Annotated in this window: 11 protein-coding genes; 8 read left to right on the top strand and 3 right to left on the bottom strand. The window is 57.4% G+C overall.

All coding sequences use genetic code 11. The annotated features are described in order from the left end of the window. Positions 1-13: 13 nt before the first annotated feature. A complete protein-coding gene (locus Pla52o_RS02795) occupies positions 14-748 on the bottom strand; it encodes a (5-formylfuran-3-yl)methyl phosphate synthase (RefSeq protein ID WP_197168954.1) in 735 nt (244 codons plus the stop codon). A 143-nt stretch (positions 749-891) separates the two neighbouring features. Here Pla52o_RS02795 and Pla52o_RS02790 point away from each other — a divergent pair, with 143 nt between their 5' ends. After that, the gene (locus tag Pla52o_RS02790; protein WP_146593526.1) at positions 892-2073 is read left to right on the top strand and encodes a ribonuclease D; all 1182 of its coding nucleotides are present in this window, start codon (positions 892-894) and stop codon (positions 2071-2073) included. 138 nt (positions 2074-2211) lie between these two features. Here the strand turns inward: Pla52o_RS02790 and Pla52o_RS02785 are convergent, their stop codons facing one another. Continuing rightward, complete coding sequence (locus Pla52o_RS02785) at positions 2212-5364, bottom strand: DUF11 domain-containing protein (RefSeq protein ID WP_146593036.1); 3153 nt, start codon at positions 5362-5364, stop codon at positions 2212-2214. A gap of 275 nt (positions 5365-5639) precedes the next feature. Between Pla52o_RS02785 and Pla52o_RS02780 the strand changes: the two genes are divergently transcribed. From Pla52o_RS02780 to folP, 5 genes are all read left to right on the top strand, one after another. Continuing rightward, the gene (locus tag Pla52o_RS02780; protein ID WP_146593035.1) at positions 5640-5978 is read left to right on the top strand and encodes a tetratricopeptide repeat protein; all 339 of its coding nucleotides are present in this window, start codon (positions 5640-5642) and stop codon (positions 5976-5978) included. A 233-nt stretch (positions 5979-6211) separates the two neighbouring features. Beyond that, a complete protein-coding gene (gene recO, locus Pla52o_RS02775; RefSeq protein WP_146593034.1) occupies positions 6212-7009 on the top strand; it encodes a DNA repair protein RecO in 798 nt (265 codons plus the stop codon). Continuing rightward, positions 7006-8364: a tetratricopeptide repeat protein gene (locus Pla52o_RS02770; protein WP_231612043.1), complete on the top strand. Its 1359-nt coding sequence runs from the start codon at positions 7006-7008 to the stop codon at positions 8362-8364. The genes recO and Pla52o_RS02770 overlap by 4 nt, the downstream gene beginning before the upstream one ends. A 24-nt stretch (positions 8365-8388) precedes the next feature. Continuing rightward, entirely contained in the window at positions 8389-8934 is a 546-nt protein-coding gene (gene lptE / locus Pla52o_RS02765; RefSeq protein WP_231612042.1) for an LPS assembly lipoprotein LptE, read from the top strand. Positions 8935-9081: 147 nt separating this feature from the next. Continuing rightward, positions 9082-9933, top strand: coding sequence for a dihydropteroate synthase (gene folP, locus Pla52o_RS02760; RefSeq protein ID WP_449289952.1), 852 nt, complete (start codon positions 9082-9084; stop codon positions 9931-9933). Here the strand turns inward: folP and Pla52o_RS02755 are convergent. Continuing rightward, positions 9930-10139 carry a hypothetical protein gene (locus tag Pla52o_RS02755; RefSeq protein WP_146593032.1) on the bottom strand — a complete coding sequence of 70 codons (210 nt, stop codon included), beginning with the start codon at positions 10137-10139 and terminating at the stop codon, positions 9930-9932. The genes folP and Pla52o_RS02755 overlap by 4 nt on opposite strands. A gap of 419 nt (positions 10140-10558) precedes the next feature. Between Pla52o_RS02755 and Pla52o_RS02750 the strand changes: the two genes are divergently transcribed. Further along, positions 10559-12439, top strand: a complete 1881-nt coding sequence (locus tag Pla52o_RS02750; RefSeq protein ID WP_146593031.1) for a sulfatase-like hydrolase/transferase — start codon at positions 10559-10561, stop codon at positions 12437-12439. Positions 12440-12705: 266 nt separating this feature from the next. Continuing rightward, positions 12706-13956, top strand: coding sequence for a chorismate synthase (locus Pla52o_RS02745; protein ID WP_146593030.1), 1251 nt, complete (start codon positions 12706-12708; stop codon positions 13954-13956). Positions 13957-14366: the final 410 nt, after the last annotated feature.

Below are 14366 nucleotides of genomic sequence, written 5' to 3'. Positions count from 1 at the left end.
CACATGGCCCGGTCTACCGTTTCCTCGACGGCAACGACACACGGTCCACCCATTGTTGCAGCCGCAATGGAGACAGGTTGCCCGCCCGATCGTGCTGGCACACATCACCCCGGACCGCATAGCAATCGGGAAGGATGCCTTGGGTTTCGAGATCATCGACGATCTCCAAGCGGAGCGATCCGGCCATCGCCCACCGCATCGACGCCTGGCTCGCAATCTCGCCGAGTTCACGCAAACCCGCGTAAGAAAGATGATCGGTGGTGGACCGCCCGTCCTTTGTAAAGGTATCCACCAAGCAGCGACGGAACCCCGACTGGCCGGCCAGCTGAAAGATTTCAGCCGGACTCAAGCAATGGGCCGCCTCGAAATCGGCATACGCGACGGCCACCAATTCGGTCGTCGCCCCCAAATGCAGGGCGGCTTCGCCCCAAAGTCGCTTCATCTCTCGGGCGGTATCGATCCCGCTGGGGCCGATCTTGGCAAACTGAAACGCATCGGGCAGCCGCCTAATCACGGCTTGCCAATCCTCCGGCTCTCCCAGCGCGGCCGAGAGCAGCGGCCTGGTCCGGTGAGGGGCATCATTGGCGTGCAGATGGGGGAGTCTCTTTGCTGCGGACTGCCAAATCGCCGGTTCAACCGCCGCCAGCGCCCCGCGACTCGGCTCCTTGAAATCGATGATCGCCACCCCAGCAGCGACGGCGATATCAAATTCAGAATCGTCCCTCACACTGACTAGCAGATCCGTCACAGAACAACGCTTTCGCTTTTGAGGGGGAAAAAAACTCGACCCAATGCAACATAAACCGGATAGGCGATAGCAATCAAAGGGGGTAAAGTCGACGCTCACCTCAGTGTCAATTCGCCGTGTTCCCCAAGATTCAAAGTCACGTTTTGAAGTACGAATCCATCAACAATCACGCGGAGCTCGAAGATCTCTGTGCCGAGATCGCCCAATGCCGTTTCGTTGGGTTTGATACGGAATTTGTATCCGAGGATAGCTATCGCCCCGAACTGTGCTTGATTCAAGTCGCTTTTGGGGACCGCTTGGCGATCATCGATCCCTATCGGGTCGAAACGACGGATCCCTTTTGGGAGGTCCTCTCTCAACCAGGGCGAATCGTGATCGCCCATGCGGCACGTGAAGAGATTCGATTTTGCTATCGTTTTTCCGGAAAACCGATCGCGGGTCTATTTGACACCCAATTGGCGGCGGGATTTGTGGGCATGGAATACCCCGCATCGCTGGCGACGTTGGTTCAGCGGTTGGTGGGCAAATCGTTGCCCAAAGGGGAAACGCGAACGAATTGGCGTCATCGCCCCTTGAGCAAAGATCAGATCACGTACGCGCTGCACGACGTGGTCGATTTAGAGAACATGTACCAACAACTCAACACGATGGTCTGTGATCTAAACCGCGAAACTTGGGTCGCCGAAGAAACCGACAATCTGCAGCAGAAAGTCATCGACGCGGAGACTCGCGAAAACTGGCACCGCGTCAGTGGTTCGTCGGGGCTGAACCCACGTCAATTGGAAACCGTTCGTCAATTGTGGCTATGGCGAGAAGACCGTGCTCGCGAGACCGATCGAATTCCGCGTCGTGTCATGCGAGACGACTTGCTCGTCGAATTGGCCAAAAAAGCATCGACCAACATCGACAAGATCCGCAGCATCCGCGGTCTCGAACGTCGCGGGTACACGGGTCAATACGAAGCGATTGCCGAAGCGATTCGCGTGGCGTTGGATACACCGGATGAAGACCTACCGCGTCGTCCTCGTGGCACCCGTCGTTCGGTTTCGCCGATGTTGAGCCAATTTCTATCGACGTCGATCGCGTGCATCAGTCGGCAACACAAACTCGCTCCGCCGATCGTCGGTAACGCAGACGATGTGCGTGAGTTGCTCGGTTACGAATTGGAACACCGCAACAATGATCCCGAACCGTCACTGTTGAAGGGATGGCGAGGCGACATTGTGGGCAAGTCGTTCCGCAGACTGCTTGCCGGTGAACTTGCGATTCGCGTCGCCGATGTCAGCGAAACGCAACCGCTCGAGTTCATCGAAGTCACCCCCTAGTGATTCAGCGTCGATCGCGTTGCGATCGACCAATGAACGCGTTGGCTCCAAACGAACATCGCCGATCTCAAATGAGACCGGCGATGTTGCATTATCAATTCAGAGCCGTGGCGGGGACGCCCGCTTTCGCCGCTGCGATTAGCGGGTTTGCACGTCGCTGCTGCGACGACTCACTCGATCGCTTTGAGGACTCATGTAGTGAGTTGCCTCTTCCGCCACCAACACGGTATCACCCGAGCGGATTTCGGTGCGGAAGCGATGATGTCCCGCACGATCGGCCTTGGCAACGACTCGCAAGCGAACTTCTTGGCCTGCGGCGATGCGAGGAATCGGATCGAATACGACTTGCCCCGTCAACATCTCACCACTTTGGCCTTCGATCTTGCTCGGTTCGATGCCGTGACTGAATTGGGCCAGGGCGTGAACGTCGGTTGCTTCTTTGCTTCCACGGTTTCGCACAATGATTTCATAAGTCACGTCCGAACCGATCGGAGCGGGTGCTGGTGGATCATTGATGGTCAACACGAGGTCGGCGATGGATTCCACTCGCGTTGCCAAGGCAACCCCCGCTTGGCCTGCGGCCGAACCTTTGCACTGGAAACTGAATCGCTGGTCACCGGTCGCGGTCATGTTACAACGGAATTGGTAATTGCGAGTCGCACCGGGTGCCAACGCGTTGATTTGCCACTTCAGCGTCCCTTGCTCAAACTTTGCTTCATCGAGTCCGCCCAAGTACTTCACCCCGCCAGGCAATTGCAAGGTCGCAACGATTCGCTCGCTGATCGCCGAACCGGTGTTCTGGACCTGCAAACTGTAAAGCGACTCGGTGTTTTGATACTTGACTTCAGGACCGGTCAACACCGCTTCGAGTGTCGCCGCGGCGACGCGAATGGTCTTTTCGGCTTCGGCACGCAGCTCAAGATCCCCGGAAGCCATTCCGTGAATTTTCAAATCGACAAGGTCTTGCGCGGTGAGCTCGACTTCGAATTGAGCTTCTTTGCCCGCAGGGATGTCACCGATGCGTTGCGTTTGAGGCGTCGCGGAATTGGGTGACAAAGTAAACACGACATTCGGTGCCGTTCCATCGCCTGGGTTCAAGACGCGAACGGTGTAGGTTTGCGATTGGCCATAGATGACTTCATCGGGCCCATCGATCGTAAGATCCAAACGAGGCTCATGCACTTTGACCGTCGCCGTCGCATGCTGGGGTGCCAACGTCCAATCGACTTCCAAGTCATGAGTTCCACTTCGCGCGGCTCGCAAGCGTACGAACATTCGCTCCACCGAACCGGCTGGTAACGATTCGATCGTCCACACCAAACGCTCGGCATCCCCTTGCGTTTGATTATCAATGTTACCTTGCGAAGCGTTGTGCCCCTGGACTTCGGCCCAATCCGGAATCAAGGCACGAACCATCACTCCCTCGGCATGAACGGCACCCCGGTTCTCAACACGAATCTCGTATTGCTGAGTCTGGCGGATGGTGATCGAGGCAGGACCGAAGGTAACGACGCGGATTCCCGGCAGTTCCGAGGCGGTCGAGTTTTGCCCAGGCCCCGGATCGCGTCGTGAATCGAAGGAGCCCGATCCCGCGGTGCTCGTACGCATCGCGTTTGCCTGCTGTGAATCGGCACGCGGCGAATCGTAGCGTGGTTGACTGAAATTGTCGCCCGAGGCATCGTTGCGATGGCCTTCTTTGGCGATCGACTCCTTGGCATTGTTTTGATAGGCATGGGTGTCATACAGCGGCGTTTGTGGAGCCGCCGCACTGGCGGGCGTTTGCTCTGCGCCAGGTGTTTCCACCGGTTGACCAAACGTCACCATTTTTTCGGTTCGCATGCCAAAGTTGTCGCCATGGTCCGACGAAGCCGAGTCGCTACGACGATTGTCTTGGCCCGCAATCCCCGATCCAACGGGAGCGGAAATTTGACTCGTTGCTTTGTTCAAGGCATCTGCGGCCCCCAAGCTGCTCGAGGGTACAAATTGTTCGGTTCCAAATGCGCCCGCAGGAGGTCCGGCACGATGCGAGATCGCTTGCGCCGACGCCGATGGAGCGAGATGGTTTGGCGGAACAAGCCCCATCGAAGCGGGCGAATCACTTTGCATGTCGGGAGTTTGATAACTGGAATTCGGAGCTTGAAGCGAGGTTGTCGCATCCGGCAATCCTAATGACGCAGCAGGAGCCGACAACGATGCCGAAGGGGACGACGTTGCCTTCGGTAACGCTGCCACGTTGGGAGTTTCAACCGCCGTTTGCGGCTGCGGTGCTACCGACGACGCGGCGTCCGCGAGAGGGGCAGCGGTAGGTCCCGACACCTTCGGTTGAGCGAGCGTCGGTTGTGTGGCCGCGGTTTGCGGTTGACTGGCAACCGATTTAGCGAGATCGGCTGACGGTGTCGGTATGGATTTGGCTTCGGCGGTTGCTCCCGCACCATTGCCGCGACTCGCCCCCAACCCTTCCGAGTCGGATTGTGAGGCACTCGCAGCCGACTTTGCGTCGCTGGCAACCTTACTCGATTCGCTAACGATTTCTCGACGATCGACTTTGGGAACCAACTCGGGCGTTGGCTTCGCCGCCTTGGGGGTCGCAGCCATGCTGTTTGATGAGGTCGTGGGAGCCTCAATGGCACCTGGATCGAGGGCATCGAGTGCGCGGCGACCACGCCGACGGCTGCTCGACTCGCTCGAGAGCGCACTGGTCTCCGGTGACGTTTGACTTACGGTTTCGCGAGTCACCGTACCAGCACTCATGCTCGACGGGGCGCTACTGCGTTCCTTCATCATCACCGCGTCAGACGGTGGCGTAGGAATTTTGGAAAGCGTCGGCGAGTGACTTGCTTGCGGAGCGGGGCTCGCCTTCAACGGAGCGGGAGCACGCCCACGAACGACCTTGGGGCTGGGACGAGTGCCTGGATCCCGAATCGGGGTGCGCTCATCCGCCTCGGGTGTTTGAGTGCCACCATGATAGGGAATCCCGCTCCAATCGGCTGGCTGACGATCCGCCGAGGCGGCGGAAGTGCTAGCCGCAGAGGATCGCGAAGCTTTAGAACGGCCGAACAAGCCGTCGAGAATCCCACGCGACTGATGGTGATGGTGAGTGTTGTTCGCCGCCAAGGAGTTCAACAAATCGTTTGGCACGGCCGAAGTTTGCTTGTCCACCACTTGAGCGATGGGGCCACTTGGAACCGTTGATGGAGACGCCAATTGCGGAGCTGTTGGCGATTCGCCCACCGAAACGGATGACGTCAAGAAAGCGAACGGGATGGCGAATAGCGTCGAAGCCACTAGCATTTTGCGGTTACCGCGCATGCCTACATCTCACGAATTTAGAAAGGAAATTGGATCCTTTGGGTCATCGTCCTTTCACTGAGTCGGAGTTGACTAAAATTTGCCGGTTGTGCCGATTTTGCCTTTTGCTGCGATGTCGATCCAAGCGACTCTCCATCCCGCTCCACCTAGCGCATCGAGCCTAAATCGCTACAATTCGGAACGAGCCGTTTTCGTTCCTTTTGCACTGTTTCTCTCTCTCGAGACGGTGCTCTCCCACTTGCAAAGAGCCAACCTTGATGAGTCGACGTGAAAAAATCGAAGCCATGCTGGCCGACGAACCCCACGACACCTTTCTGCGCTACAGTCTCGCGATGGAGCTGAGAAGCGAAGGCGACTTTGAGCAGAGCCTTCGTCGGCTCGATGAGCTCACTAAGGACTCCCCCCCCTATGTGCCGGCCTTCTTCATGGCCGGACAAGTGTTAGCCGACTTGGCTAACGACGATCCGACGCGTTTGGACGAGGCCCGAGCGTATCTGCGCGACGGAATTAACGAAGCTCGCAGCCAAGGGGACTCGCATGCTGCCGCAGAAATGAGTGAACTGCTCTCCTCCCTCGGAGACCGAGGCGAGCTGTAACGGTGGCGGCTGGATGGCCCCGGCTGAATGAGGCTGGGCTGGATGAGGCGGGGCTGAATGAGGCGGGGCTGAATGAGGCGGGGCGGCCAGCTGAATGCTAGCAGATCGAGCGAGCCCAACTTGCTCGCTAGCATTTGTGGTCAATGACGATCCCCAAGTTCACGACCTCAAAGCGGGGTTAACAAATTTTTTTATTCTTTTCTTCTCCGAAACACGAACCGTAGGCGAATCCATTGTCGGCCGAGCAAAGTCACGCGATTGTTCTTCGCACTACGGAATTTAGCGAGACGAGTCTGGTGGTGACGCTATTCACCCGTGACTTTGGACGGCTGACCGCGATCGCTAAGGGGGCTCGCCGGCCCAAGGGACCTTTCGAAGGTTCGCTTGACCTGTTGGCCGTTTGTCGTGTAGTCGTTCATCGCAAGAGTGGCGATGTGCTCGATTTGCTAACCGAAGCAAAACTCCATCGCCGATTTCGCGGCGCCGAGCGCTCGCTCGCTCGCGTTTACGCTGGATACTATGTCGCCGAAATTCTGCGACTGATGACCGATGACCATGACCCTCATGTTGATGTTTACGATTTGACGATTTCAGTCTTGAACCAGATTGATGGCGTCGGCGATGTTGCCTCGACCATCCTCTATTACGAAGCCCAGATGCTGCGTCGGTTAGGACATGCGCCGGGACTGGATCGTTGCACCGATTGTGGAAAAGAAGTGGTGCCATCGGGGCCACGGATCCCGTTTGCGTTGGCGACCGGAGGCATCGTTTGCTCGCCGTGTGCATCGCGCCAGCATAGCGTGATCTCCGTCCGCCAGCGGGTGATCCAACAGTTACGCGACTTGGTCGATGCCAAAACATCGCTACCAACTTTGGTTTCCCCCCACGTTTATGGGGAGCTGAGGGGGGTGATGAGCCGATACATTCAGACGATCGTGGGCAGAGTGCCCCGAACGCAATACTTGCTGCCGCAGTCGGTGCAAACCGAGCCCCAGCCGTCTGCCTCGATCCCTACGGAACCGACCGCATGAAGCGATACGACCAATCAATGCAATCATTGCTCTCCCTATTGATTCACCCGAGTCTTCGCCGACGATCGTTTACACGAATCCAATCGACGGAGCGGATCATCCGTCGCTGCAGCACGATGACGATCACCGCTTGGACGCTGATCGCCGCGACGGGTTGTCAATCATGGACGCCCCCGCCGAGTTTGTTTCCAGCGAAACCGTCCGTATACGACATTCCCGACGAAGATGGCGTTCGTCAAACCTCCGCGGAATCTTCGTTTGGCGACACAGCACGAAAAAACACGACGCGAGTGATGAACTTCGTCACCCTGCGTGAGCAGGAAAACGTCGACAAAGCAAAGGACCTCTACAAACAAGGCGACACCGCTTTCCGCCAAGCGGGAACGATGTCGGGCAAGGAAGCCAAAACGACGTTCCACAAGGCGGCCAAATTGTTTCGTCGTGCCAACGAAGCGTCCCCAGGCACTGCGCTGCAACAAGACGCGATGTTCATGCAAGCGGAGAGCTTGTTCTTTGCGGATCGCTTGAGCGAAGCGAGCGAAGCCTACACCGAGCTGCAGAAGACCTACCCACGCAATCGCCACAACGATCGAATCACCGCTCGGCTGTTTAACATTTCGCGTTATTGGATCGAAACCGAAAAAGCGACGGAGAACGATTGGAAGTTCTTGAACCTGACCGACCACAAACGTCCCGTGCTGGACGCCGACGGTCATGCCATCCGGGTGCTCGATCAAATTCGTTACGATGACCCGACCGGCAAACTTGCAGATGACGCCACCATGGCTGCCGCAGCGGAGCACATTCGCCAAGGCAAGTTTGAGAAGGCCGACGAGTTCTTAACCGACTTGCGTGAAACGTACACCGACAGCGACCATTTATTCATGGCTCACCTGCTGGGGATTCGCTGCAAGCTCGAAATGTACGCGGGCCCCGATTACAGCGGCTTGGTGCTCGAGGAAGCGGAAAAAATTGTACAGCAAACGCGCACTCGTTTTCCCGACAAACTGCAGGACGAAAAGTACAACGACATCGTCGCTCGTGCTGCCGCGGAGATCTCGTTCCATCACGCAGAACGCCTAGCCAGCCGGGCTCGTTTTCGTGAGAACAAAAAAGAGTATGGTGCGGCAAGGTACTACTACCAACAATTGCTGACGATGCACCAAGATACGCCGCATGCTGAAACGGCGCGGACGCGTTTAGCTGAGATTGAAAAACTACCTGACGTTCCCACACCACGTCTGTCGTGGCTGACCACCGTTTTTCCGGACTCCAAAAGCTCCACTCCGCTGGAAACCACCTTCGAAGATGGCAGCAAGCGTCCGGAGTCCGAAGGCGCCACGATGCTAAGGTAGGCGACCGCAAGGGTGAATCGACTCGTGAATCAAATCAACCGTACGCTTCGTGCCTGCCTATTCCCCATCATTGCGATCTCGCTTTGCTGGTGCGGTGGATGCTCGTTGTACCAGTACGGCCCCTCGTCGCTGTATCGATCGGACATCCGCACCGTGCATGTGCCGATGGTTCGCAACACCACGTTTCGCCATGACTTGGGACCGCGGTTGTCACTCGCGCTCGTCAAGGAGATCGAAAGCCGCACCCCGTTCAAGGTGGTTTCTGACCCGAATGCCGACAGCACGTTGCTCGTCCGACTGACCGGCGAGAACAAGGTCGTGTTGTCCGAAACAACCTCCGACGACCCGAGGGCGCTCGATGCCACGATCTCGGCCCAAGCAGACTGGGTTAGCCGCCGCGGTGAAAAGTTGATGCAGAACACCGTCGTTCCCAATAGTGGCATCACGATTTCGTTCAGCCAAGATTCGCGGTTCGTCCCCGAAGCGGGGCAATCGATCGATACGGCAATGCAAGACGCGATCGACAAGCTCGCTCAGCGAGTGGTTTCGCAGATGGAACTTCGCTGGTAAGCCGATCCGTAGTAGAATGCAACCAGCGCTAAACAAGCGTTCTTGATTGCACTCTTTTTGACGTGATGGCTGTTTCGTTTGATGTCTGCTAGTGATCGCCCCCTCGAGTCCCCCGCTGATGCTCATTCTGCTGCGCGCGATTGCCGCGTGCCACGACGCTGTGATTGCTGGGATATCGGCCGCCGCCGTTTGGAGTTCGCTCGACGCCCATTGGTGATGGGGATTTTGAACGTCACGCCCGACAGTTTCTCCGATGGGGGAGCCCACCGGCAAGTCGAAGACGCGGTCCGCGTCGCACTACAAATGGAGGCCGACGGCGCCGACATCATCGACATCGGCGGCGAGAGCACACGGCCCTATAGCGATGTCGTCGAGGCCGAACAGGAAACCTCGCGCGTATTGCCCGTGATCGAGCAGTTGGCCGGACGATTGACGATCCCAATCAGCATCGACACGTCCAAGGCCGAAGTCGCCGAACGAGCTCTCGATGCGGGAGCCGAGATCATCAACGATGTAACCGGACTCGAAGGCGATCCGTTGATGGGCGAACTTGCGCGCCAACGAAGCGTCGGCGTGTGCGTCATGCATATGAAGGGCACCCCGCAAACGATGCAAGACGATCCCTGCTACGAAGATGTGGTGGCGGAGATCGAACGATATCTGGTCGAGCGATTGCAAGCATGTGAGCGCATCGGAATCCGTCGCGACCGCATTTGCTTGGATCCCGGAATCGGCTTCGGCAAGACGCACGAGCACAACTTGACCTTGCTGCGAGCGACGCGGCGGTTCGTCGAGCTTGGATCGCCGTTGTTGATCGGACACTCGCGAAAAGGCTTCATCGCCAAACTGATTGGCGATCCATTAGCCGACCGTACCGCCGCAACCCTAGGGGTTTCTTTAGCCGTGGCCGCCGCGGGTGCGCAAGTGATCCGTGTTCACGACGTCAAACCGACCGTCGACGCACTGAAGCTTTTTGAAGCCTCCGGTGGCCTCAACTAGCGAGCTTGGGGAGGTCGAGCGTCGGATGGCTGAGCTTGGGTCGCCCCGGTTGGGTCGCATGGCGGCTCACCTTCGACTTCGGGGGTCGTCGTGGTGGAATTCATCACGAACAGCCCCCCGGTATCGACCATTCCGTTTGCACTGACTTGAAACGTTTGCTGAAGCCCGTGCACCGATTGCACGGTGTAGGTTGGCAAATAGAGCATCTTCGGTTCCCCCACAGCTGCCTAACGCAGATTATTGTTTAGTACATAAGATGGTTTCGCCATTATCCGCCTGCGTGCTGGCACAAACCGACGCTGAAAGCACTGAAGTAATCCGCCACGATTCGGTTTATCACGAACGATCCGATGATCACGGCGCCGGCGATCCCACGACGTGATGAAAACCTCGCGACAACGAAGCCAGATCCACCACAAAGCACACGCTACGGTTTGCATGGCCAACACAACGAACAGGACGAAGCTACAATAGTTTCGACGCGCACGACCCGAGAACTTTTCCAAATCCGGGCAAACCGCAAAGAACACCAACAAACCAAGCCATCGCATTCTCCCCCCTCCATGCTCGGCTGCGATCATGTGATCCACCGCGATAGCGATCCTCCACCTCAGGCGACATTTCTATGAACGTCAGCACTGTCAATCGAATCCTGATCGCGGGACTCTGTTTGCTTGGGGGGCTGGGAATCCAGCGTTCGGTCGCCGCGGAGCCGCTGCGGCCAAACCTGCTTTGGATCACCAGCGAAGACAACGGGCCTCAACTCGGATGCTATGGCGATCGCTATGCCGACACGCCGAATATTGACGCGTTGGCAAAAAAGTCATTGAGGTTCCGCCACTGTTGGTCCAATGCGCCGGTTTGTGCTCCAGCCCGTACGACCCTCATCTCCGGAATGCATGCGACCAGCTTGGGGGGACACCACATGCGAAGTGGGGTTCGATTGCCCGCCGACATGAAACTGTATCCGCAAGTCCTTCGCGAGGCGGGCTATTACTGCACCAACCACTCTAAAACCGACTACAACTTTGCCAACGACGATGCGGGCTGGCAAAAGGGCGGCGGCAAATCGCCCTGGCGACGTCGTCCGACCGAGGCGACGCCATTTATGTCGGTGATCAATTTTACGATCAGCCACGAAAGTCAAATTCGCAAACGTCCGCATACGTTGGTGCACGATCCCGCCCAAGCACCGCTGCCCAAGTACCACCCCGATACACCCGAGGTACGTCATGACTGGGCTCAGTACTACGACAAGCTGACGGAGATGGACAAGATGGTCGGCGGCGTCTTGAAAGACCTCGAAGCCGATGGTCTCGCTGACTCGACGATCATTTTTTATTACGGCGACCACGGCAGCGGGATGCCTCGCAGCAAGCGTTGGCCGTTCGATTCGGGATTACGTGTGCCATTGTTGGTCCATGTGCCCGAGCAATTTCGTTCGCTTGCCCCCCAGGACTACATGCCCGGTGGCGAGTCAACTCAGTTGGTTTCGTTCGTCGATCTGGCCCCAACGGTGATCAGCTTAGCAGGGGTAAAACCGCCTGCGAACATGCAAGGAGTCCCGTTTGCCGGAGCGTTCGCGGGCCCCGCTAAGCCGTATTTGTTCGGCTGGCGGGGACGAATGGACGAGCGTATCGATATGGTTCGTAGCTGTACCGATGGCCGTTATGTCTACATGCGACACTTCTATCCCGAGCGTCCTTATTTAAAACATGTCGATTACATGTTCCAAACCCCCACGACTCGCGTTTGGAAACAAATGTTTGATGAGGGCAAATTGAACGAGGACCAAGCAAAGTTTTGGCAGCCCAAACCGGTCGAAGAATTGTTTGATTTGGAAAGTGATCCAGATGAGGTCAAAAATATTGCTGGCGATGCCGCCCACGCCGATCGGGTTAGCATGATGCGAGATGCCGTTCACCGCTGGATGATCGAAACCGGCGACATGGGCATGTTTCCGGAAGCCGAGATGCACCGCGTGGTCGCGGAGGATGAGTCGCCTCGCGAATTTGCGGTAAACCATCCCGAACTGATGACACGCCTTGCTCAAACCGCTCTGGATGCGACGGATGTCAACAGTGACATGACAACCGAAAAAGCGATCGAGCTTTCCGCTGACAAGGATGCGGTGATTCGATTTTGGGCGGTCCGCGGCATTGGACTTCGCGGCTCGAACACTCCCGCCGCAATCCAAGCGGTCAAGCACGCGATGAACGACAAATCACCAAGCGTCGCGATCGCTGCGTGTGAAGCGATTCAAATCATCGGAGGTATGGCGGAACAGCAAGCGGCGACCGAGCGGCTACTGGAACTAGCCAACGTGGAAAGGGTAGGGCACTTTGCTGCCGTCGAGGCGTTGAATGTGCTGGACTTGGGGGCTCCGCTCGACGCGAAACGGAAGAAACAGATTGCGGCGTTGCCCCGATCTTTGAAACAGCCACCTCCACGCGTCGGCAAGTACGTCGGACGCTTGATCGACAACATGAGCAAGGCGACGCCCTAGACGCCTTGCGTTTTTTGCGGTGCAGCGATGTTTTTTGTGGTGCAGCGATGAGGAACGTCGGAACCAACAATGTCGTGGATCACTCCTCGATCCATCGTTCTGCATCGTTCTGATCGCGGAGCGATCAGCGACAATCGGCCAGCGATTGTTCCGGCGTGCCTAATTTTGGCACGAGCCAACATCGGACTGGGTCGACAGATCGCGACGAAGTCGCGACGATAACAGTCCGTTGTCCTCTTGTTGCTTGTGTCTATTGAGATTGTGTGATGGAAATTCTTGGCGGTCCACTCTTCAGCGTTGCCGGTGCGGGCGAATCGCATGGTCCAGCCGTAACGACCATCGTCTTCGGCTGCCCAGCAGGTCAAATGATTCGCCGTGTCGATGTGCAAAAGTACCTCGACCGCCGTCGCCCGGGCGGCAACAAGCACGGGACACCCCGTAACGAGAAAGACAAGGTTGTCTTTCTATCGGGACTGTTCCAAAACGACACCGATCAACTGCTCGGCGGCGGCAAGGTCTGCGTCCAACTCGATGGCGATACCTTCGAGAGCGAAGCATACGAGCAGGGCTACACCACGGGCGAACCGATCGCCGCAATGGTGCTTTCGACCTCGAAAAAGTCAGGCGACTACACCCAATTTTCCGGGCCTACCGGCGAAGTCCGCCCAGGACACACCGACTTAGTCAAATTCCATAAATCCGCTGGGTTTGTCGATGTCCGTGGCGGCGGGCGGTCGAGCTACCGAGCGACGATCTCGGATGTCGTCGGCGGCTCAATTGCGCGGATCCTGCTGGCGGAAAAGTTTGGCACCGTGATCCTGTCGTCGATCTCGCAAGTTGGATCGCTGAAGGCAAAACAAAGTTTGGCGGATCGAGTCGCCGAGTTGATGCAGGACGGACAACGGCAACCGATTGCGGCCGACGTGATCGCAAAACTCGAAGATTCCTTGACGGCTGCCACCATTCATTCGATCGATTCGGAGTTCGCTGAGGAAGCAGGCGAGCTGATCAAACAGACGCGGATGAAGGGCGATTCACTCGGCGCAATGGTCGAAGTCGTCGCGGTCAACGTACCGCCGCTACTAGGGGATCCGCTGTACCAAAGCTTGAAAGTGCGATTGATGGGAGCGCTGGGCGGACTCAATGCGGTCCAATCGTGCGAAGTCGGTGCGGGACGCGAGGTGGTCCAACGACTCGGCAGCGACAACAACGACCCGATTCGCCGCAGCGGCTACGTCCGCAACAGCCATGGCGGCATGATTGGCGGCATCACGACCGGAATGCCGTTGGTGATGCAGGTCGGATTCAAACCGACCTCGACGATCAATCAGCCGCAAGAATCGGTTCGCAAGAACCTCGAAGAGATCGAATTCGAGCTCGTCAAAGGGCGTCACGACCCCTGTGTCGGCGTCCGCGCCGGAGTGACGCTCGAGTCGCGAGTGGCGATCGAGCTTCTAAACGCCGCGATGTCTCACCAAGCCAGCAAATTGCCGAGCGACCTGTCGCGGCTGTTCTAGACCGCTGCGACAACCACTTGCTCCGCCCGGCCGGTGCTAGGAGGGTCAAAAACCGAGCCTTCAGCGAGATTTTTTGGGGGCCTACCGTGCGCAGTCGTTCGAACCGGGATTACTCGATCGCCCCCTCCCCGGCCGCCAATACGCCCACCCCTCCCAAAAGGAGGGCACACCAAGACACTCTCCCACTCTCCCACTCTCCTTGTCTCCTTGTCTCCTTGTCTCCTTGTCTCCTTGTCTCCCACTCTCCTTGTCCCCTTGTCCCCTTGTCCCCTTGTCCCCCTAACGGTCGCTCCGATTAAAGGGAGAATCACGGAGCGTGAATTCACCTTGGGGCATCATTTCACAGACGAAATCGCTTGGCGGGTACTTTATAATGAGCAGTTGCGTTCACTGCTTGGCCGTATTGCTAT

Origin of the sequence: Novipirellula galeiformis (assembly GCF_007860095.1) — a bacterium.
GTDB classification, from domain to species: Bacteria; Planctomycetota; Planctomycetia; order Pirellulales; family Pirellulaceae; genus Novipirellula; species Novipirellula galeiformis.
This window is presented reverse-complemented; position numbering and strand designations above follow the sequence as displayed.

Coding starts and splice junctions, on each gene's coding strand:
- Pla52o_RS02785 (WP_146593036.1), bottom strand. CDS start 5,364: ATGCTAGTGGCTTCGACGCTATTCGCCATCCCGTTCGCTTTCTTGACG.
- Pla52o_RS02750 (WP_146593031.1), top strand. CDS start 10,559: ATGAACGTCAGCACTGTCAATCGAATCCTGATCGCGGGACTCTGTTTG.
- Pla52o_RS02780 (WP_146593035.1), top strand. CDS start 5,640: ATGAGTCGACGTGAAAAAATCGAAGCCATGCTGGCCGACGAACCCCAC.
- Pla52o_RS02745 (WP_146593030.1), top strand. CDS start 12,706: ATGGAAATTCTTGGCGGTCCACTCTTCAGCGTTGCCGGTGCGGGCGAA.
- Pla52o_RS02755 (WP_146593032.1), bottom strand. CDS start 10,139: ATGCTCTATTTGCCAACCTACACCGTGCAATCGGTGCACGGGCTTCAG.
- Pla52o_RS02770 (WP_231612043.1), top strand. CDS start 7,006: ATGAAGCGATACGACCAATCAATGCAATCATTGCTCTCCCTATTGATT.